The sequence below is a fragment of the Klebsiella sp. BIGb0132 genome (assembly GCF_024810075.1).
Taxonomy (GTDB): Bacteria; Pseudomonadota; Gammaproteobacteria; order Enterobacterales; family Enterobacteriaceae; genus Klebsiella; species Klebsiella terrigena.
Window position 1 is genome coordinate 604169 of record NZ_JANUDW010000001.1, and the last position, 19668, is coordinate 623836.

Consider the following 19668-nt stretch of genomic DNA (forward strand, 5'->3'; position numbering starts at 1 on the left):
GAGGTCTTTTGTACCTTCATGGCGAATTTTGGATGATAATGAGGCGCAGAAAATGAAAAAGACAGCTATCGCGATTGCAGTGGCACTGGCTGGCTTCGCTACCGTAGCGCAGGCCGCACCGAAAGATAACACCTGGTATGCAGGTGGTAAACTGGGTTGGTCCCAGTATCACGATACCGGTTTCTACGGTAACGGTTTCCAGAACAACAATGGCCCGACCCACAACAGCCAGCTCGGTGCTGGTGCGTTCGGTGGTTACCAGGTTAACCCGTACCTCGGTTTTGAAATGGGTTACGACTGGCTGGGCCGCGTAGCATATAAAGGCAGCGTTGATAACGGTGCTTTCAAAGCTCAGGGCGTTCAGCTGACAGCTAAACTGGGTTACCCGATCACTGACGATCTGGACATCTACACCCGTCTGGGTGGGATGGTCTGGCGTGCAGATGCTGACGGCAACTACGGTTCTACCGGTACTTCCCGCAGCGAACACGACACTGGCGTATCCCCAGTATTTGCTGGTGGTATCGAGTGGGCAATGACTCGCGACATCGCTACCCGTCTGGAATACCAGTGGGTTAACAACATCGGTGATGCAGGTACCGTTGGCGCACGTCCTGATAACGGCATGCTGAGCGTAGGTGTTTCCTACCGTTTCGGTCAGGAAGAAGCAGCTCCGGTTGTAGCTCCTGCTCCGGCTCCGGCTCCGGAAGTGACTACCAAGCACTTCACTCTGAAGTCTGACGTACTGTTCAACTTCAACAAATCTACTCTGAAACCGGAAGGCCAGCAGGCTCTGGATCAGCTGTACACCCAGCTGAGCAACATGGATCCGAAAGACGGTTCCGCAGTTGTTCTGGGCTACACTGACCGCATCGGTTCTGACGCTTACAACCAGCAGCTGTCTGAGAAACGTGCTCAGTCCGTTGTTGATTACCTGGTATCTAAAGGTATCCCGGCTGGTAAAATCTCCGCTCGCGGTATGGGCGAATCCAACCCAGTTACTGGCAACACCTGTGACAACGTGAAAGCTCGCGCTGCACTGATCGATTGCCTGGGTCCGGATCGTCGCGTAGAGATCGAAGTTAAAGGTTACAAAGAAGTAGTAGCTCAGCCGCAGGCTTAAGTTTTACTACCGATAAAAAACCCCGCTGATGCGGGGTTTTTTTTGTCTCAAATTTGGCGCTAACGCGAAAAACGCTCGCGTATCGCGCTATCAGCCTTGCGGACTACTCTTTACCTAGCAATACCTGCAGGTCGTGCTTCAGGCTGGACATCTTGCTGGCATACTTCTCTTTATGCTCAGCATCCTCAATCAGCTGTACGATAGTTTCCGACAGCGTTTTTCCCCGTCGCTGCGCCAGACCCGCGAGACGCTGCCAAACCACAAACTCCAGGTCGATAGACTTTTTACGCGTATGCTGATGCTCAGCGTTAAAATGACGCTTGCGACGCGCGCGGATAGTCTGCTTCATCCGGTTCATTAGCTCCGGATTAATATGCTGATCAATCCAGGTGTTCACCAGAACCGGTTCATTTTCGAGCGTCAGCAAGACATCGACCGCGGCTTGCGCTGCGCTGGCTTCAATATAGCGGGTAATCAGCTCACCTTCCCGGTGCTTTTTAACCAGGTATTTCCATTTCCAGCCGCTTTCAAGATTTTCCAGTTGTTGATATTTCATTGCGATCTCAATGTGACCGTGTAACTCACTTCAGGATATCAGTTTTTTCTCGCTGTGCTGAGAATAAATCATCATTCGTGACCTGCGTTGCGTCGTTATCGTTAACGCAAACACGATCCTCCGTGTGCTCGGACGCGGCATAAGGTATAATCGCGCGTTTTACATCTCACTAAAAAACAGCGACTTTGACCATTACGAAACTTACCCGAAACGACCTTGCTCCTGATACGGAAAGTTATCAGGCGCTGTTTGCACAAGCTGATTTAGCCCAGCCAGAGGCTTCCCTGTCAGGCGAACTGCAGCCCCGTTTATTCTATGCGTTGGAGCAGCTACTGGTGACTCCGACCATTTCACCGTTCATGCTGGTTAAGGCCCCGGAAGAGCCGGAATACCTGCAGTGGTTAGCGGCAGAGACTCGCAGCCTATACCAACCGGCCGCGCCGCTATACGGCGTGCGCTACCAGGTGAACGGTGGAAACGTCACCCTTTCGCCAGCCAAAAGCGCCGATGATAATTTTGCCAGCACCGCGCCGGTTGAATCAGCCGACTGGATTGAAGCAGAGCAGCTTTTTGGCTGCGTGCGCCAGTTTAACGGCGAAATATCCCTGCAGCCGGGTCTGGTCCATCGCAGCAACGGCGGCGTGCTTATTATCGCCCTGCGCGCGTTATTAGCCCAACCGCTGCTGTGGATGCGCCTGAAGAACATCGTTACCCGCCAGCGCTTTGACTGGCTCTCCATCGATGAGTCTCGCCCGCTGCCGGTCAGCATTCCGTCGATGCCGCTCAACCTGAAGATTATTCTGGTCGGTGAACGCGATTCATTGGCTGATTTTCAGGATATGGAACCTGAGCTCTCGGCCCAGGCGATTTACAGCGAGTATGAAGACAACCTGCAAATCGCCGACGGCGACACCCTGAAACAGTGGTGTCAGTGGGTATGGCAAAACGCGCAGCAGCTTGAGCTGCCTGGGCCGGCCGCCGATGCCTGGCCGCTGCTGATTCAGGAAGGCGCACGCTATACCGGCGATCAGGAAACCCTGCCGCTGTGTCCGCTGTGGATTGCCCGCCAGCTGCGCGAAGCCGCCGCTTTCAGCGAAGGTGAGCTTATCTCCGCGGAAGAGATGCAGACCATGCTTGCTCGTCGTGAATGGCGCGAAGGCTACCTTGCCGAGCGGATCCAGGACGAAATCCTGCAAGAGCAAATTTTGATTGAGACCGATGGCGAATGCATCGGGCAAATCAACGCGCTGTCGGTGATCGAATTCCCCGGTCATCCGCGGGCCTTTGGTGAGCCATCACGCATCAGCTGCGTCGTCCATATCGGCGACGGTGAATTCATCGACGTTGAGCGCAAGGCCGAGCTGGGCGGTAACATCCATGCCAAAGGCATGATGATTATGCAGGCGTTCCTGATGTCCGAACTGGAACTCGAGCAGCAGCTCCCCTTCTCCGCATCGCTGACCTTCGAGCAATCCTACAGCGAAGTGGACGGCGATAGCGCCTCCATGGCCGAACTGTGCGCTTTAATCAGCGCCCTCGCCGGCGTGCCTATCAACCAAAGTATCGCCGTCACCGGCTCAGTCGACCAGTTCGGCCGCGTACAGCCGGTGGGCGGGCTTAACGAAAAAATTGAAGGCTTCTTCACCATTTGCCAGCAGCGCGAGCTGACCGGCAAACAGGGAGTCATCATTCCTGCGGCGAATGTTCGCCATCTGAGCCTGGCGCCAGAACTACAGCAGGCTGTCGCTGAAGAGAAGTTTTTCATCTGGGCGGTGGAAGACGTCACGGAAGCGCTGCCTATGCTGACCCAGCTGTTGTGGGATGGTGAAGGGCAAACCTTACGGCAAACCATTCAGGAGCGGATTGCGCAGGCGACGCAGCAAGAGAGTCGTCATCGTTTTCCGTGGCCGCTACGCTGGTTAGGTGGTTCAGGTTCTAACTGATCGGACTTGTTCAGCTTACACGTGTTAGCTATCCTGCGTCCCGAACTCAAAATAAGGCTTACTGAAAACATGGTAGATAAACGCGAATCCTATACGAAAGAAGACCTTCTTGCCTCTGGCCGTGGTGAACTGTTTGGCGCAAAAGGCCCGCAGCTGCCCGCGCCAAGTATGCTGATGATGGACCGCGTCATCAAAATGAGCGAAACCGGTGGCAACTACGATAAAGGTTATGTCGAAGCAGAACTCGATATCAACCCGGACCTGTGGTTCTTCGGTTGCCACTTTATCGGCGATCCGGTGATGCCAGGCTGTCTGGGCCTCGACGCAATGTGGCAGCTCGTCGGCTTCTATCTGGGCTGGCTCGGCGGCGAAGGCAAAGGCCGCGCGCTGGGCGTAGGTGAAGTTAAATTCACCGGTCAGGTACTGCCGACTGCGAAGAAAGTGACCTATCGTATTCACTTTAAACGCGTTGTTAACCGTCGTCTGATTATGGGCCTGGCGGATGGTGAAGTACTGGTTGACGATCGTCTGATCTACACCGCAGCCGATCTGAAAGTGGGCCTGTTCCAGGACACTTCTGCGTTCTGATAAGCAGTAACGCTTAAAAAAGGCGAAGCCCCCGCTTGCGGAGGCTTCTTTTTTAAAGAGACAGTCAGGCAGTTTGTACCCTGTCCTCCATGGCTTCTCGCCAGCCTCCTAGCCAGTATGACCTTTGATTCAGGGTCTGGTAAGGACACATTTCTTTCGATCTTCCGGTTATCCCGGCCTGATATCCACGTTGATGTGCCCGTTCCAGGCGATCTCGTTTTTGTCTCTTCATGCCTCGTTTCCCTCATTCTTTGATCTGGTGGAAAAGAAAACAGTGGTCACTAAATATGCAACCACGGTTAACGAATACCGCGAATCAGAGGTAACGTCAATGCGCAAAATTCACGCCATTGTCATATTTGTGAGCTACATGAAAGTTCATTTGTACAAAAACTGTGAACCAGCACAAGTAACAATCTGACGGGACAAATAAAAAAACCGTCGCGGTTTTTCAGACCACGGCGGCTATTTAGCTTCATTAATTATACTTATGGCAGTCGATTCAGCTCGTTGGCAATAGCGGTCGCTTCCTGAGTCCAGGCCTGGGCCATCGTTTTCACCATCGCATCATAGCCGTCCTGCTGCTGCTTAAGCTCAATATTAAACGGACGCTTAATCAGCTGCCCCTGGTGCTTCAGCAGCCACTCTCCGCTGACGATAACTCGCCCGTCATAACGGCCATGGAAGCCGTTAACCGAGACGTTCAGCGTATCCTGATCGTTGCCCAGCGGCTGCGATGCCACCACCCAGCCGGGCAGCTGATTGCTCAGATTAGCGACCAGGGTGGTGCGCAGCTGCTGATCGAGCGGACTGGCCCACAGATTATTACTCGCGATCACGTACTGCACGTCGGTGGTCTGGTAGACCACCCCGTTACCCGCCAGATAGTCAGGGATAGTGACCTGCTCAACCCACAGCAGATTCTTCCCCTGATGGGCGGCGCTTTGCGCACCGCTTTGGGCAACCGGCAGCTGATAGTAGGTTTTATCCTCCCCGCTGCTGCTGCAGGCCGCCAGCACGCATACCGCTGCCGCTACTAACCACTTTTTCATTATTTCGCTCCCTTCGGCTGCGGATCTTTTTTACCCTTGGCCTCAAATACCAGCGCGTTGCTCTTATCATTGAGCGTTTTCAGTACCGGCTGCAGTTCACGAAGAACCTGATCCAGTCGCTGCATATCGGCAACCATCTTATTGTATGCCGCAGACCCCGGCTGGAAGCCCTGCATACTGCGGTTCAGTTCGCGCAGCGTATTCTGCATATCGCCAGGCAGCTGCTGCATCGACTGGCTTGAGGTGATCTTATTCAGGCTATCCAGCGTCGTCTGAACGTGCTGCATCGTTTTTTCGCTCTGCGCCAGCGTACTGGTCGCCTGCTCAAGCAGCGGGTTAATCGGCAGATTGTTAATCTTATCCAGCGCATCCATCAGGCGCTGCTGAATTTGCGCAAGACCGCCGCTGACCGTTGGAATGATCGGATACGAGCCAAAATCATGCATCTTGCCGCGCGGCGGCGCTTTCGGATAGAAGTCGAGATCGATAAACAGCGCCCCGGTGATCAGATTGCCCGTTTTCAGCGAACCGCGCAGGCCGCGATTGATCAGATCGTCCATATGGGTGCGGATATCCGGATCGCCGCCAAGCTGGTTGATCAGCCGCTCCGGCTCGATGCGCACCTCTACCGGAATACGATAATCGTCATTCAGCCGCTGATGCAGTCCTGGAATAAAGAACGGCACCTTGCCGACCGTGCCCAGGCGTATCCCGCGGAACTCCACCGGCGCGCCGGGCTGAAGGCCGCGAATCGAATCTTTAAAGAACATCACGTAGTCAATGTGCTGAGTAAAGACCGAATCCTGAATACTTTTCTGATCGTCAAAAAGATGGTAACCGGTTTTGTTCGCCACCGGCTCGCCAAGATCCAGCCCTTCCGGAATATCAAAGCTCACCCCGCCGCCAAACAGCGTCGACAGCGATCCCATTTCTACCCGCATCCCGGCGGAGGTCAGATCCACGGCAATACCGCTGTCTTTCCAGAAGCGAACGTTGGTGGTAACCAGCCGATCGTTCGGCGCGTTGATGAACAGCTGATAGGTAATATTGCGCTTTTGCGGATCGAAGGTGCTGGTTTCAACCGACCCGACCCGATAGCCGCGAAAGAGCACCGGATCGCCTGGAGAGAGCTGGCCGGCTTTATTGCTTTCCAGCAGGATGCGGATACCCTTGGCATCCGGCGAGGCCAGCGGCGGCGAGTCCAGCAGCGGGTACTGCGCAGCATCCGAGCCTTTCGTTCCCGGCTGCAGCTCGATAAAGGCGCCGGATAGCAGCGTGCCAAGCCCGCTGATCCCTTCACGCCCGACCTGCGGTTTTACCACCCAAAACACCGTATCCTGATGCAACAGCTTCTCCATACCGGAGTTCAGGCGAGCCTTAATCTCTACGTGCGTCAGGTCGTCCGTCAGGGTGGCGGTTTCTACCACGCCGACGTCAACGCTGCGGCTTTTAATCCGGGTTTTACCACCCTCAATGCCCTCGGCGTTGGTGGTGATCAGCGTCACCTCCGGCCCCTGATGGCTATAGTGATAAAAAAGAATCCACGCGCCGATTAGCACAGTGACGATGGGGAAGATCCATACTGGTGACCAGTTCTTCACCTTTTGCACTTTTGCTTCTCCGCTATTATTTTCCATGCTGCTGTATTTCCTCATGGCTTGAATCTGGTTCACGGTCCCACAACAAACGAGGGTCGAACGTCATCGCCGAAAACATTGTCATCACAACAACCAGCGCAAACATCACCGCCCCTATCGCAGGATAGATATTCATCAACCCTCCCATGCGCACCAGCGCCGAGAGTACCGCGATGACAAAGACATCAATCATTGACCAGCGGCCAACAAACTCCACTACTTCATAAATCAGATGCATGCGCTCTGAATCACGCGAACCATTGCCGTTGGCGTTCCAGCACAGCCAGCCAATCGCGATCATTTTTAAGGTCGGCACCATAATACTGGCGATAAATATCACCAGCGCCACCGGATACGATCCTTCACTCCACAGCAGGATCACCCCGGCCATGATCGTCGACGGCATTTTATCGCCCAGCAGGTCGGTTATCATGATGGGCATGATATTGGCGGGGAGATAGAGCAGGCACGAGGTTATCAGCAGCGCCAGCGTCCACTGCAGGCTATGCTTGCGCCGCGCCGTCCCTTTCGTCTGGCAGCGCGGGCATACCGCGGCGTCAGCGGGTAAAATGGCCGTACAGCAGGAGCAGGAGCGCAGGCCCTGGCGAATGCCCGAGACGCCAATCTTCAGCGGCTGTTTAACCGCAGGCATTGGCGCAATGTCGTCCCACAGCCAGCGTCGGTCTACGCACTGCAGCGCGCGCAGCTGCAGCAGGCAGAACATACACCAGGGGAAAAAGCTCAGGCCAACGCCAATATCGCCGTAGGCCATAAGCTTCACGAAGCTCACCAGCACCCCGGCGAGAAAGATTTCCGCCATTCCCCAGGTTTTGAGGTGGAACAGGATTCGCGCGAGGAAAGCCTTTAGCCCAGCGGGCATATGAACGCGATTGACCAACAGCAAAATCGATATCAGGCAAAAGGCCGGCACCAGCTGCACAAAGAGGAGAAAGAAGGTGCCGAGGCTGGCGTAATCTTCGCTAAACAGCACGTCGGGGATCTCCAGCAGCCCAATTTCACTGTTGAGGCCCCCTACTTTCATGTAGACGAAGGGAAACAGGTTTGCCAGCAGCAGCATAAACAACGCGACCAGCGCATAGGCTGTGGGACGCTGCCGAGGCGCGTCCCATGAAGTCGTTAACGTTGTTCCGCAGCGCGGACATACGGCTTTCTGGCGATGCTCCAGCTGGGGCAAAGCCACCAGAAGATCACATTGTGGACACAGGATATGCCGCGCAGCATGATGATGATCGCACATGAAAACTCCTCAGCTTATGCGCCGTTTTTTAATCCTTCGAGATATTCCCAGCGCTCAAAGGCCTTTTCCAGAGCCTGTTCCGCTTCAGACAGCTGCGCCAGCACCTGCTGCGTATGGTCATGCGACTGACCAAAGAAGGAGGCGTCGGCAACCTGATCCTGCAAGCTCTGCAGCTCGGCCTCCAGCTCTTCCAGACGCTGCGGCAGCTGCTCCAGCTCGCGCTGCAGGTTATAGCTTAGTTTGCTCGCTGCACGTTTGACACTTTCCGTTTTCGCCGGCGTTGCTTCAACATTTTTTTTAGCCACGGACTGTTTTTGCGCCAAAGACTGAGACTGCTGTCCGCGCGCGTCGTGGTAGCCGCCAACGTACTGACCGATGCGCCCTTCACCTTCGAAGATCCAGCATTCGGTCACGGTGTTATCGACGAACTGACGATCGTGGCTGACCAGCATCACGCTGCCCTGATAGCCGTCGATAAGCTCTTCCAGCAGCTCCAGAGTTTCGACATCCAGGTCGTTGGTCGGTTCATCGAGAATCAGCAGGTTGCTGGGCTTCAGGAACAGACGCGCCAGCAGCAGACGGTTACGCTCCCCGCCGGAGAGCGCACGAACTGGCGTCATCGCCCGCTTCGGATGGAACAGGAAGTCCTGCAGATAGCCCAGCACGTGGCGCGGCTTACCGTTAACCAGCACTTCCTGCTTGCCTTCAGCGAGGTTATCCATCACCGTGCGGTCCGGATCCAGCTCGGCGCGGTGCTGATCGAAGTAGGCCACTTCCAGCTTGGTGCCGACGTGAACCCGTCCGCTGTCCGCCTGCAGCTGACCGAGCATCAGCTTCAGCAGGGTCGTTTTACCGCAGCCGTTAGGGCCAATCAGCGCTATTTTGTCACCGCGCTGGATCTGCGCCGAGAAGTCTTTGACCAGCACCTTGCCGCCAACCTGGTAGTCAACGTTCTCCATCTCGAAGACAATTTTACCCGAGCGTGACGCCTCTTCTACCTGCATCTTCGCGCTGCCCATCACTTCGCGGCGCTCGCCGCGCTCGCGACGCATCGCCTTCAGGGCGCGCACGCGGCCTTCGTTACGGGTACGACGCGCTTTGATCCCCTGACGGATCCACACCTCTTCCTGCGCCAGCTTGCGATCGAACTCCGCGTTCTGCAGCTCTTCAACGCGCAGCGCTTCTTCTTTTTCCAGCAGATACTGATCGTAGTTGCCCGGATAGGTCACCAGCTTGCCGCGATCGAGGTCGACGATCCGCGTTGCCATATTGCGAATAAATGAACGGTCGTGCGAAATGAAAATAATGGTGCCTTTGAAGGTCTTCAGGAAGCCTTCCAGCCAGTCGATGGTTTCGATATCGAGGTGGTTAGTCGGTTCATCCAGCAGCAGCACGCGCGGGCCGCTAACCAGCGCGCGGCCGAGGGCCGCTTTACGCAGCCAGCCGCCGGACAGCGAAGCCAGCTCGGCGTTGGCATCGAGGCCCAGCTGCTCCAGCACTTCGTTAATGCGGCTCTCCAGCTGCCACAGACCGAGGTTATCCAGCAGATCCTGCAGACGCGCCAGCTCGTTGAGGTTTTTATTGCTCGGGTCGGTCATCACCAGACGCGAAACGTCGTGATAGCCTTTAAGGTACGCCGCCTGCTCTTCGATGCCTTCGGCAACGAAGTCGTACACGGTGCCCGCAATATTGCGCGGCGGATCCTGCTGCAGACGCGCAACAACCAGATCCTGTTCATAAATAATGCGCCCGTCATCCAGACCCTGCTCGCGGTTGAGGATCTTCATCAGGGTGGATTTGCCCGCGCCGTTACGCCCAACCAGGCACACGCGCTCGTTATCTTCGATATGCAACTCGGCGTTATCCAGCAGCGGAGAGTCGCTGAAGGAGAGCCAGGCACCATGCATACTAATTAATGACATTCTTTATTCCTTTCAGGCTGCGGTAATCAGCCAGCAGTTGTGAATCTGACGGTTACGGGCAAAATCCTGAGATTGCGTTTTTTGCGTAATTTCCTGCGCTTTCAGGCCAAGCTGCGCCAGCCCGTCATGATCCATACGGAAACCGCGTTTATTGTTCGAGAACATAATCGTGCCGCCTTTACGCAGCAGACGCTTAAGATCGGTCAGCAGGCGCAGGTGATCGCTCTGTACGTCGAAGGTTTCTTCCATACGCTTTGAGTTAGAAAACGTCGGCGGATCGATAAAGATCAGGTCAAACTGTTCATCGCTCTCACGCAGCCAGCCCAGCACGTCGGCCTGCATCAGGCGGTGCGAACGGCCGGTTAAGCCGTTGAGGCGCAGATTTCGCTCGGCCCACTCAAGGTAGGTGCGAGACATATCGACGGTGGTCGTTGAGCGCGCGCCGCCGAGACCGGCATGAACGCTGGCGCTGCCGGTATAGGCAAAGAGGTTGAGGAAATCTTTGCCTTTGCTCATCTCGCCAAGCATACGCCGCGCGATGCGGTGGTCGAGGAACAGACCGGTGTCGAGGTAATCGGTCAGGTTGACCCACAGACGAGCGTTATACTCCTGCACCTCGATAAAATCGCCTTTTTCGGCCATTTTCTGGTACTGGTTTTTGCCTTTCTGCCGTTCACGGGTTTTCAACACCAGCTTATTCGGCGCGATACCTAAGACCGAAATCGTCGCGGCGATAATATCAAACAGGCGCTGGCGGGCTTTATGCGCGTCGACCGTTTTCGGCGGCGCGTACTCCTGCACGACGACCCACTCGCCGTAGCGGTCGATAGCGACGTTATATTCCGGGAGATCGGCATCGTACAGGCGGTAGCATTCGATACCTTCCTGGCGCGCCCATTTCTCAAATTTCTTCAGGTTTTTACGCAGACGGTTAGCGAAATCTTCGGCAAGCGAAACCGCTTTACCGCCTTCGTTTTCGGCAATGTGATAGTTTTTCTGCACGCAGTCCAGCGGGCCGTTTTTAGCCTTAAACTGCTTGTCGGCCCGCAGCTGCAGGCAGCTCAACAGATCCGGAGAAGCGCTGAACAGCGACAGGTTCCAGCCGCCAAACTGGCTTTTCATCGTCCGGCCAAGCAGGCTGTGCAGCGCAATCAGCGCCGGCTCGCTCTCCAGACGCTCGCCGTACGGCGGGTTACCGATCACCGTTCCGTACGGGCCTTTCGGCAGCGGGTTGCTCAGCTGAGCAACGTCTTTAGCGGCAAACGTAATCAGCTCGCCTACGCCCGCGCGACGGGCGTTGCTGCGCGCGCGTTCAATAACCCGCGCGTCGACATCGGATCCGTAGAAGCGGGACTCATACGCCGCGAGGCCTGCGCGAGCGCGGGTCTGGGCTTCGGTTTTCACTTCTTGCCATACCGCATCATCGTGCTGGAGCCAGCCGTTGAAGCCCCAGTGGCCGCGATGCAGGCCCGGTGCGCGATCGGTAGCCAGCATTGCGGCTTCGATCAGCAGGGTACCGGAACCGCACAGCGGATCGAGCAGCGGCGTACCCGGCACCCAGCCGGAACGCATGACGATCGCCGAGGCGAGCGTCTCTTTGATTGGCGCCATACCGGTACCGTCACGGTAGCCGCGCAGATGCAGGCCTTCGCCGCTCAGATCTAACGAGATGTGCGCCGTCTCTTTGTTCAGCCAGACGTTGATCCGCAGATCGGGATTTTCACGATCGACGTTCGGCCGCGGCAGATTTTTACGCGTAAAGCTGTCGACGATGGCATCTTTTACCTTCAGCGCACCGTACTGGCTGTTACGAATCTCTTCGTTCAGGCCGCTAAAGTGCACGGCGAAAGTGGCGTCAGGGGTGAAAATCTCCGTCCATGGAATGGCCTGTACGCCGAGGTAAAGGTCCAAATCGCTATACACGCTACACTGGCCTAACGGCATCATGATACGTGAGGCCAGCCGGCTCCACATCAGGCTTTGATACAGCAGGCGCGTATCTCCCTGAAAATGGACCCCGCCCTGGACTACCTGGCAGTCCGCTGCGCCAAGTGATTCCAGTTCAGTTTTTAACAGCTCTTCAAGCCCACGAGCCGTACTGGCAAACAGAGAATTCATATCGTCACTTTTACTAAAAGAAAATTGGTGCGCATTATAGCCAATATGAGCCTCATGTCATAAAGTTAAAGGCTTATTTTTAAGCCCAGAGACTCCGCATGAAAACGCTATCGCGACTTTTTATTCATCCCGTCAAATCCATGCGTGGAATTGGCCTGACGCACGCGTTTGCCGATATCAGCGGCCTCGCCTTCGATCGCCTGTTTATGGTGACGGAAACGGATGGCACCTTCATTACCGCCCGCCAGTTTCCGCAAATGGTGAAATTCACCCCCTCTGTGCTGCAGGATGGCATTCACCTGACCGCGCCTGACGGCAGCAGCGCGATCGTTCGCTTCGCTGATTTTGCGCCTCAGGGCGAGCCTACCGAGGTGTGGGGAAACCATTTCACCGCCCTGGTGGCGCCGTCAACGGTTAACCATTGGCTAAGCGGCTTCTTTAATCGCCAGGTTCAGCTTCGCTGGCTGGGCCCGCAGCTGACCCGCCGCGTGAAGCGCCATGACGCCGTCCCGCTCACCTTTGCCGACGGTTACCCCTATTTACTCACCAACGAAGCCTCGCTGCGCGATCTGCAGCAGCGCTGTCCTGCCAGCGTCCGTATGGAGCAGTTTCGCCCTAACCTGGTGGTCACCGGCGCCGAGGCGTGGGAGGAGGATAGCTGGAAGGTGATCCGCATTGGCGAAGTGATTTTTGATGTCGCTAAGCCCTGCAGCCGCTGCATTTTTACCACCGTCAGCCCGGAACGCGGGCAAAAGCACCCGTCCGGCGAGCCGCTGACCACGCTGCAACGCTTCCGCACCGCGGTGGATAATGGCGATGTCGATTTCGGTCAAAACCTGATTGCCCGCAGCAGCGGCGTTATTCGCGTCGGTGACGAAGTCGAGGTGCTGACGCGTGGCCCGGCGAAGGCCTACGGCGCGGGCGAAAGCGATGACGGTGAACCCACCGCAGCCCAGCAGGAAGCGACGGTTGATATTGAGTGGCAGGGGCAGCGCTTTACCGGGAATAACCAGCAGGTTCTGCTGGAACAGCTCGAGCAACAGGGGATCCGCGTGCCCTACTCCTGCCGGGCGGGCATCTGCGGCAGCTGCCGCATTCGGCTTGAAGAGGGGGAAGTCAACCCGCTGAAGAAAAACGCCGTGGCGGCGGATGGCACTATTCTGTGCTGCAGCTGCGTACCGAAGACCGACCTGCGCCTGGCGCCCTGAGGCCTGCAGCGGCTGGCGGGCAAAGAGACTCGTCGGCCTAAACCGCCTCGCCGAGGCTGTAGCTGGAGAGACCCGGTGCGGGCTGCAGCCTGTCGTTCATAATTTTAATCACGTCGCCAAGCTGCATCACCCGTCCGGCCAGGGTTAACCCCGGCTGGGCCAGCAGGCACAGCGCGGCGTTTTCGCCGGGCTCCACCACCAGCAGATTCACCTGCTGCCCGGTATCGCTGAGCCAGGCGCTGGCGGTATCGCCGCCGCTGGGCTGCCAGCTCTCTTCATGGCTGGTGAAATGCCAGCTTTTCGGCATCTGGGGTTTAAGAAAACGAATGGCGACCAGCGCGTTAAGGACTAATTCAGCGCGCTGCTCTTTAGATAATTCTATATCCCGGCATTTTTCTTCGAAGGAAAAATAAAGAGCGGCGTCGTCAACGCAAAATCCGGATGGCGCGAATGCATCGGGCGTGAGCATCCGGCGCGCAAAGCGCGAGCGGAACAACATGCCATTGGCCAAATCGAGCATCATACGATCGTGCTCTTCATCGTAATACCAACGCCAGTTATCGTCAGGTTTAATCCGCATTTTTCCCCCGTCCTCTTTCACTTCCATCTGTAATGCACGGCATACGGCAACAGAATTATTTCCAAAATTAAGAAAAGACTAAAATGTCTAAATAAGCAACAATGAGGGAATATAAAACAACCAGGGCCGGAAATAAAGCCCTGGTGGTGTTTCAGAGGGGGAAAAGATTAGATATTGGTAACAATTTCTTTAATCAGCGGCGGACCTTTAAAAATAAAGCCAGAATAAATCTGAACCAGCGTCGCGCCGGCGGCGATTTTTTCCCGAGCCGCAATCGCAGAGTCAATCCCGCCGACTCCGATAATTGGCAAGCGGCCGTTTAATTCTGTCGCCAGCATGCGGATAATCTCAGTGCTTTTTAATTGCAGAGGACGACCGCTGAGGCCACCGGTTTCATCGCAATATTGCATTCCCTGCACCAGCGATCGATCGAGGGTGGTATTGGTGGCAATCACGCCGTCAATATTATGGCGAACCAGGCTATCGGCCACCTGGATCAATTCCTCAAGGGAAAGATCCGGGGCGATCTTCACGGCCACCGGGACATATTTTTGATGCTTTTGCTGCAGCTCAAGCTGCTTATTTTTAATACCGGAAAGTAAATCATCGAGCGCGTCGCCATATTGTAAAGTACGCAGCCCTGGGGTATTCGGTGAGGAGATATTAATGGCGATATAGCCGGCGTAGGGATAGACTTTTTCCATACAAATCAGGTAATCATCTTTGCCCTGCTCAACCGGGGTATCTTTATTTTTCCCGATATTAATCCCAAGAATACCGTCAAAATGCGCCTTTTTAACGTTCTCGACGAGGTTATCAACGCCGAGATTATTAAAGCCCATACGGTTGATCAAACCTTCTGCCGCCACCAGGCGGAAGATCCTCGGCTTATCGTTCCCCGGCTGCGCGCGCGGCGTCACGGTACCAATTTCGATTGAACCAAAACCCATTGCCCCGAGCGCATCGATACACTCGCCGTTTTTATCCAGCCCGGCGGCAAGGCCCAGCGGATTCTTAAACGTGAGCCCCATGCAGGTCACCGGTTTAGACGGCACCTTCTGGCGGATCAGCATTTCAAGCGGTGTTCCCGATACACGGCGTAATTGTTGGAAGGTTACTTCATGAGCGCGCTCAGGATCGAGCTGAAAAAGAGCTTTACGAACGAAGGGGTAGTACATGAACTCTCCTGGATTCCCGGTGTGCAAACCGGGGGCGTATTATGTTCGATCCTCAGCGGAAAGGGAATTGACCTGTGACAAAAAATCGTCCATCCGACGCAAACGTTTACTTTTCCGCCCTGCTTTATGCAAATTCTGACAAAACAAGGGTGGAAAAATCATTTAGGTAAATAAATCGCCTCTGTCACACTGCCGGTAAATGTTATCAATAATAGATAAATGCGAACATTTGGTTATAAGGAGAGAGAGAACATGCGTGTCATCACACTTGCGGGCAGCCCGCGCTACCCTTCCCGTTCCAGCGCCCTTCTGGAATATGCCAGAGAGACGCTCTCCGCCGCTGATGTTGAAGTCTGCCACTGGCACCTGCAGAATTTTGATCCGGAAGATCTTCTTTATGCGCGTTTCGATAATCCGGCGCTGCAGACGCTTAATGAACAGCTGGCCGGCGCGGATGGCCTGATTATCGCCACCCCGGTCTACAAGGCCTCTTTTTCCGGCGCGCTGAAGACGCTGCTCGACCTGCTGCCGGAACGCGCGCTGGAAGGCAAAATCGTCCTGCCCCTCGCGACCGGCGGCACCATCGCCCATATGCTGGCGGTGGACTATGCCCTGAAGCCGGTTCTTAACGCCCTGAAGGCCCAGGAGATCCTCCACGGCGTGTTTGCCGATGATAGCCAGGTGACTGACTATCAGCACAAGCCGCAGTTTACGCCAAACCTGCAGGGTCGCCTCGACCACGCCCTGGAGACCTTCTGGCAGGCGCTTCATCGGCCAACCAGCCGCGCGCCGGCCCTGAAAGCAACTCACGGAGTCGAACATGCGTAAACTCCTCGCTCCCCTGGCGCTCGGCGGGCTGCTGATGCTCTCCGCCCTGAGCCACGCGGCGCAGTCGGCACCGGACGCGCTGCGTATCGGCTATCAAAAAGGCAGCGTCAGCATGGTGCTGGCAAAAAGCCACCAGCTGCTGGAACAGCGCTACCCGGGCACCAAAATCTCCTGGGTGGAGTTTCCCGCCGGCCCGCAGATGCTCGAAGCGTTAAACGTCGGCAGTATTGATATTGGCAGCACCGGCGATATTCCGCCTATCTTTGCCCAGGCCGCCGGGGCCGATCTGGTGTACGTCGGCGCCGAACCGCCGAAACCCAAAGCCGAAGTGATTCTGGTGGCGGAAAACAGCCCGATCAAAGACGTCGCCCAGCTAAAGGGCCGTAAGGTCGCCTTTCAGCGCGGCTCCAGCTCCCACAACCTGCTGCTGCGCGCCTTACAGCAGGCGGGCCTGACGTTCAGCGATATCCAGGCGGTTTATCTTGCTCCCGCCGACGCGCGTGCGGCTTTCCAGCAGGGTAACGTCGACGCCTGGGCCATCTGGGACCCCTACTACTCCGCGGCTCTCCAGCAGGGCGGCGCCCGAGTTCTGAAAGACGGTACCGACCTGAAGCAAACCGGCTCTTTCTATCTCGCTTCACGCCCTTATGCGCAAAAAAACGGCGCCTTTATTGAGGGCGTGCTGCAGACCTTTAGCCAGGCCGATGCGCTGACGCTCAGCCAGCGTGCGCAAAGCATCACCCTGTTAGCCAAAATCATGGGTCTTCCTGAGGCGGTGATAGCCAGCTATCTCGACCATCGCCCGCCGACCACCATTACGCCGGTTAGCGCCGAAACCGCCGCTCGCCAGCAGCAAACCGCCGACCTGTTCTATGAGAACAAGCTGGTGCCGAAAAAAGTCGATATCCGCGCGCGCATCTGGCAGCCCGCAGCCCTTCAGGGAGCGAAATCATGAGTCTGAATATGTTCTGGTTTTTACCTACTCACGGTGACGGCCGCTATCTTGGTACCGAGCAAGGCGCGCGTCCGGTTGATTACGGCTATCTGCAGCAGATTGCGCAGACCGCCGATCGCCTCGGATATACCGGCGTCCTGATCCCCACCGGACGCTCATGTGAAGACGCCTGGCTGGTGGCCGCCTCGATGATCCCGGTGACTCAGCGCCTGAAGTTTCTCGTCGCCCTGCGTCCGAGCGTGGTGTCGCCAACGGTCGCCGCGCGCCAGGCGGCGACGCTGGATCGGCTCTCCAACGGCCGGGCGCTGTTTAACCTGGTGACCGGGAGCGATCCGCAGGAGCTCGCCGGCGACGGCGTATTCCTCGATCATACCGAGCGCTATGAAGCCTCGGCGGAATTTACCCATATCTGGCGCCGGCTGATGGAGGGCGAAACCGTCACCTTCAACGGCAAGCACCAGCGCGTGCGCGGTGCGAAGCTGATGTTCCCGCCGCTGCAGCAGCCGCGTCCCCCGCTCTACTTCGGCGGATCCTCTGAGGTGGCGCAGGATCTCGCCGCCGAGCAGGTCGATCTCTATCTGACCTGGGGAGAGCCGCCGGTGCAGGTGGCGGAAAAAATCGCCCAGGTGCGCGAAAAGGCCGCCCGTCACGGCCGTAAGGTTCGTTTCGGCATCCGCCTGCACGTCATCGTGCGTGAAACCAACGAAGAGGCCTGGCAGGCGGCAGAGAGCTTAATTTCCCATCTGGATGATGACACCATCGCCCGGGCGCAGGCCGCCTTTGCGCAAACCGATTCCGTCGGCCAGCACCGCATGGCCGCCCTGCACAACGGCCAGCGCGACAGGCTCGAAATCAGCCCTAACCTGTGGGCCGGCGTCGGACTGGCGCGCGGCGGCGCCGGAACCGCGCTGGTCGGCGATGCCGCCACGGTTGCCGAACGCATCAACGAATATGCCGAACTCGGCATCGATAGCTTCGTGCTTTCCGGCTATCCGCACCTTGAGGAAGCCCTGCGCGTCGGCGAGCTGCTGTTCCCGCTGCTGGATGTCAATATTCCGTCAATCCCGCAGCCGCAGAGCCTGCGTCCGCAGGGCGAAGCGGTAGCGAATGAATTTATCCCGCGTAAAGCGGCGCAGAGCTGAGGAGCGACATATGGCTATTGCTGGGCAAAAACTGCTGATCCGCCTTGCCCCCTGGTTTTTACCGGCCGGCACCGTTATCGTCTGGCAGCTCGCCTCTTCGGTGGGCTGGCTCTCCACCCGGATCCTGCCTTCGCCGGAAGGGGTGCTGAAAGCCTTCTGGACGCTCTCCGCCAGCGGCGAGCTTTGGCAACATCTGGCCATCAGCTCGTGGCGCGCGCTGCTTGGCTTCGCTATCGGCGGCTCCATTGGGCTGGCGTTGGGGATGATCAGCGGCCTCTCGCGCTGGGGAGAGCGTCTGCTGGACACCTCGATTCAGATGCTGCGCAACGTGCCGCACCTGGCTCTGATCCCGCTGGTTATTTTATGGTTCGGCATCGACGAGAGCGCCAAGATTTTTCTCGTCGCGCTGGGCACCATGTTCCCAATCTATATCAACACCTGGCACGGTATCCGCAACATTGACCGCGGGCTGGTCGAGATGGCGCGCAGCTACGGCTTATCCGGCTTTGCGCTATTTCGTCACGTGATTCTTCCCGGAGCCCTGCCGTCAATCATGGTCGGTATCCGCTTCGCACTCGGCCTGATGTGGCTAACGTTGATCGTCGCCGAGACCATCTCGGCAAACGCCGGCATCGGCTACCTGGCGATGAACGCGCGCGAGTTTCTGCAAACCGACGTGGTGGTCGTGGCCATCATTCTCTACGCCATTCTGGGCAAACTGGCCGACTTCAGCGCGCAGCTGCTGGAACGCGTCTGGCTGCGCTGGAATCCGGCCTATCATCTTCAGGAGGCTAACGCATGACTACCGCCCGTCTGAACCCAGGGATCCCGCTGTTGCTTAACGGCGTGACCAAACGCTACGGCGAAAACACCATTCTTAACGCGCTAGATTTACATATTCCTACCGGGCAGTTCGTCGCGGTGGTCGGGCGCAGCGGCGGCGGTAAAAGTACCCTGCTGCGCCTGCTGGCCGGACTGGAGAAACCCAACGCCGGCGAGCTGCTGGCGGGATCCACGCCGCTGGCGCAAATCCAGGACGATACCCGCATGATGTTTCAGGATTCGCGCCTGCTGCCGTGGAAAACGGTGATCGATAACGTCGGTCTCGGGCTTAAAGGCTCGTGGCGTGAGGCGGCCCTGCAGGCGTTGGCCAGCGTCGGCCTCGAAAACCGCGCCAACGAGTGGCCGGCGGCGCTTTCCGGCGGACAAAAGCAGCGCGTGGCGCTGGCCCGGACGCTGATCCATCGCCCCGGCCTGCTGCTGCTCGACGAGCCGCTCGGCGCCCTGGACGCTCTCACCCGCCTCGAGATGCAGGATTTAATCGTCTCGCTCTGGCAGGAACATGGCTTCACCGTCCTGCTGGTGACTCACGACGTGAGCGAAGCGGTGGCGATGGCCGATCGGGTGCTGTTGATTGAAGAGGGCAAGATTGGGCTGGACGTTACGGTGGATATTCCGCGCCCGCGGCATACCGGTTCGGCGCGGCTGGCGGAGCTGGAGGCTGAGGTTCTCAACCGGGTAATGAAGCGCGGCAGGCACGAAGCCTCCCCGCGCCTGTTTAGTCATGGCTAAACGACTCC

Annotated in this window: 18 protein-coding genes; 9 read left to right on the forward strand and 9 right to left on the reverse strand. The window is 57.0% G+C overall.

Translation table 11 applies throughout. The features are described 5' to 3' along the window. Positions 1 to 52: 52 nt before the first annotated feature. A complete protein-coding gene (gene ompA / locus M2416_RS02835; protein ID WP_259221985.1) occupies positions 53 to 1123 on the forward strand; it encodes a porin OmpA in 1071 nt (356 codons plus the stop codon). Positions 1124 to 1226: 103 nt separating this feature from the next. On the opposite strand, the gene matP is transcribed toward ompA, so the two are convergent. Beyond that, positions 1227 to 1679, reverse strand: a complete 453-nt coding sequence (gene matP / locus M2416_RS02840) for a macrodomain Ter protein MatP (protein WP_041144830.1) — start codon at positions 1677 to 1679, stop codon at positions 1227 to 1229. 185 nt (positions 1680 to 1864) lie between these two features. Between matP and M2416_RS02845 the strand changes: the two genes are divergently transcribed. Both M2416_RS02845 and fabA read left to right on the forward strand, forming a co-directional pair. Beyond that, on the forward strand, positions 1865 to 3622 hold the full coding sequence (locus tag M2416_RS02845; RefSeq protein ID WP_041144829.1) for an AAA family ATPase: 1758 nt from the start codon (positions 1865 to 1867) through the stop codon (positions 3620 to 3622). A gap of 69 nt (positions 3623 to 3691) precedes the next feature. Further along, positions 3692 to 4210, forward strand: coding sequence for a bifunctional 3-hydroxydecanoyl-ACP dehydratase/trans-2-decenoyl-ACP isomerase (gene fabA, locus M2416_RS02850; RefSeq protein ID WP_041144828.1), 519 nt, complete (start codon positions 3692 to 3694; stop codon positions 4208 to 4210). A 64-nt stretch (positions 4211 to 4274) separates the two neighbouring features. Here fabA and rmf read toward each other — a convergent pair whose 3' ends face one another. The 6 genes from rmf to rlmKL form a co-directional block, all read right to left on the reverse strand. Beyond that, positions 4275 to 4442: a ribosome modulation factor gene (rmf, locus tag M2416_RS02855; protein WP_004871568.1), complete on the reverse strand. Its 168-nt coding sequence runs from the start codon at positions 4440 to 4442 to the stop codon at positions 4275 to 4277. Positions 4443 to 4698: 256 nt separating this feature from the next. Further along, complete coding sequence (gene pqiC, locus M2416_RS02860; protein WP_259221990.1) at positions 4699 to 5262, reverse strand: membrane integrity-associated transporter subunit PqiC; 564 nt, start codon at positions 5260 to 5262, stop codon at positions 4699 to 4701. After that, a complete protein-coding gene (pqiB, locus tag M2416_RS02865) occupies positions 5262 to 6899 on the reverse strand; it encodes an intermembrane transport protein PqiB (protein WP_076945081.1) in 1638 nt (545 codons plus the stop codon). Before pqiB ends, pqiC begins: the two co-directional genes overlap by 1 nt. Beyond that, complete coding sequence (pqiA, locus tag M2416_RS02870; RefSeq protein WP_115193224.1) at positions 6889 to 8157, reverse strand: membrane integrity-associated transporter subunit PqiA; 1269 nt, start codon at positions 8155 to 8157, stop codon at positions 6889 to 6891. The genes pqiB and pqiA overlap by 11 nt, the downstream gene beginning before the upstream one ends. A gap of 14 nt (positions 8158 to 8171) precedes the next feature. Further along, positions 8172 to 10079: an ABC transporter ATP-binding protein gene (locus M2416_RS02875; protein WP_041144824.1), complete on the reverse strand. Its 1908-nt coding sequence runs from the start codon at positions 10077 to 10079 to the stop codon at positions 8172 to 8174. Positions 10080 to 10091: 12 nt separating this feature from the next. Then, entirely contained in the window at positions 10092 to 12197 is a 2106-nt protein-coding gene (gene rlmKL, locus M2416_RS02880) for a bifunctional 23S rRNA (guanine(2069)-N(7))-methyltransferase RlmK/23S rRNA (guanine(2445)-N(2))-methyltransferase RlmL (protein ID WP_076945079.1), read from the reverse strand. A 98-nt stretch (positions 12198 to 12295) separates the two neighbouring features. Between rlmKL and M2416_RS02885 the strand changes: the two genes are divergently transcribed. Beyond that, positions 12296 to 13405: a YcbX family protein gene (locus M2416_RS02885; protein ID WP_259221995.1), complete on the forward strand. Its 1110-nt coding sequence runs from the start codon at positions 12296 to 12298 to the stop codon at positions 13403 to 13405. Between the two features lie 37 nt (positions 13406 to 13442). On the opposite strand, the gene zapC is transcribed toward M2416_RS02885, so the two are convergent. After that, on the reverse strand, positions 13443 to 13985 hold the full coding sequence (gene zapC, locus M2416_RS02890) for a cell division protein ZapC (protein WP_041144821.1): 543 nt from the start codon (positions 13983 to 13985) through the stop codon (positions 13443 to 13445). A gap of 167 nt (positions 13986 to 14152) precedes the next feature. Beyond that, complete coding sequence (gene pyrD / locus M2416_RS02895; protein ID WP_041144820.1) at positions 14153 to 15163, reverse strand: quinone-dependent dihydroorotate dehydrogenase; 1011 nt, start codon at positions 15161 to 15163, stop codon at positions 14153 to 14155. 252 nt (positions 15164 to 15415) lie between these two features. Between pyrD and ssuE the strand changes: the two genes are divergently transcribed. The 5 genes from ssuE to ssuB are packed head-to-tail and all read left to right on the forward strand — an operon-like array spanning position 15416 to position 19660. Further along, complete coding sequence (ssuE, locus tag M2416_RS02900; protein WP_076945077.1) at positions 15416 to 15991, forward strand: NADPH-dependent FMN reductase; 576 nt, start codon at positions 15416 to 15418, stop codon at positions 15989 to 15991. Further along, positions 15984 to 16946 (forward strand): sulfonate ABC transporter substrate-binding protein, encoded by a 963-nt coding sequence (locus M2416_RS02905; RefSeq protein WP_076945076.1) that lies wholly within the window; start codon positions 15984 to 15986, stop codon positions 16944 to 16946. Before ssuE ends, M2416_RS02905 begins: the two co-directional genes overlap by 8 nt. Beyond that, the gene (gene ssuD, locus M2416_RS02910; protein ID WP_259221999.1) at positions 16943 to 18088 is read left to right on the forward strand and encodes an FMNH2-dependent alkanesulfonate monooxygenase; all 1146 of its coding nucleotides are present in this window, start codon (positions 16943 to 16945) and stop codon (positions 18086 to 18088) included. The genes M2416_RS02905 and ssuD overlap by 4 nt, the downstream gene beginning before the upstream one ends. A gap of 10 nt (positions 18089 to 18098) precedes the next feature. Next, positions 18099 to 18890 carry an aliphatic sulfonate ABC transporter permease SsuC gene (gene ssuC / locus M2416_RS02915; protein WP_259222001.1) on the forward strand — a complete coding sequence of 264 codons (792 nt, stop codon included), beginning with the start codon at positions 18099 to 18101 and terminating at the stop codon, positions 18888 to 18890. After that, on the forward strand, positions 18887 to 19660 hold the full coding sequence (ssuB, locus tag M2416_RS02920; protein ID WP_259222003.1) for an aliphatic sulfonates ABC transporter ATP-binding protein: 774 nt from the start codon (positions 18887 to 18889) through the stop codon (positions 19658 to 19660). The genes ssuC and ssuB overlap by 4 nt, the downstream gene beginning before the upstream one ends. Positions 19661 to 19668 lie beyond the last annotated feature (8 nt).

Coding starts and splice junctions, on each gene's coding strand:
- ompA (WP_259221985.1), top strand. CDS start 53: ATGAAAAAGACAGCTATCGCGATTGCAGTGGCACTGGCTGGCTTCGCT.
- matP (WP_041144830.1), bottom strand. CDS start 1,679: ATGAAATATCAACAACTGGAAAATCTTGAAAGCGGCTGGAAATGGAAA.
- fabA (WP_041144828.1), top strand. CDS start 3,692: ATGGTAGATAAACGCGAATCCTATACGAAAGAAGACCTTCTTGCCTCT.
- rmf (WP_004871568.1), bottom strand. CDS start 4,442: ATGAAGAGACAAAAACGAGATCGCCTGGAACGGGCACATCAACGTGGA.
- pqiC (WP_259221990.1), bottom strand. CDS start 5,262: ATGAAAAAGTGGTTAGTAGCGGCAGCGGTATGCGTGCTGGCGGCCTGC.
- pqiB (WP_076945081.1), bottom strand. CDS start 6,899: ATGGAAAATAATAGCGGAGAAGCAAAAGTGCAAAAGGTGAAGAACTGG.
- pqiA (WP_115193224.1), bottom strand. CDS start 8,157: ATGTGCGATCATCATCATGCTGCGCGGCATATCCTGTGTCCACAATGT.
- M2416_RS02875 (WP_041144824.1), bottom strand. CDS start 10,079: ATGTCATTAATTAGTATGCATGGTGCCTGGCTCTCCTTCAGCGACTCT.
- rlmKL (WP_076945079.1), bottom strand. CDS start 12,197: ATGAATTCTCTGTTTGCCAGTACGGCTCGTGGGCTTGAAGAGCTGTTA.
- M2416_RS02885 (WP_259221995.1), top strand. CDS start 12,296: ATGAAAACGCTATCGCGACTTTTTATTCATCCCGTCAAATCCATGCGT.
- zapC (WP_041144821.1), bottom strand. CDS start 13,985: ATGCGGATTAAACCTGACGATAACTGGCGTTGGTATTACGATGAAGAG.
- pyrD (WP_041144820.1), bottom strand. CDS start 15,163: ATGTACTACCCCTTCGTTCGTAAAGCTCTTTTTCAGCTCGATCCTGAG.
- ssuE (WP_076945077.1), top strand. CDS start 15,416: ATGCGTGTCATCACACTTGCGGGCAGCCCGCGCTACCCTTCCCGTTCC.
- M2416_RS02905 (WP_076945076.1), top strand. CDS start 15,984: ATGCGTAAACTCCTCGCTCCCCTGGCGCTCGGCGGGCTGCTGATGCTC.
- ssuD (WP_259221999.1), top strand. CDS start 16,943: ATGAGTCTGAATATGTTCTGGTTTTTACCTACTCACGGTGACGGCCGC.
- ssuC (WP_259222001.1), top strand. CDS start 18,099: ATGGCTATTGCTGGGCAAAAACTGCTGATCCGCCTTGCCCCCTGGTTT.
- ssuB (WP_259222003.1), top strand. CDS start 18,887: ATGACTACCGCCCGTCTGAACCCAGGGATCCCGCTGTTGCTTAACGGC.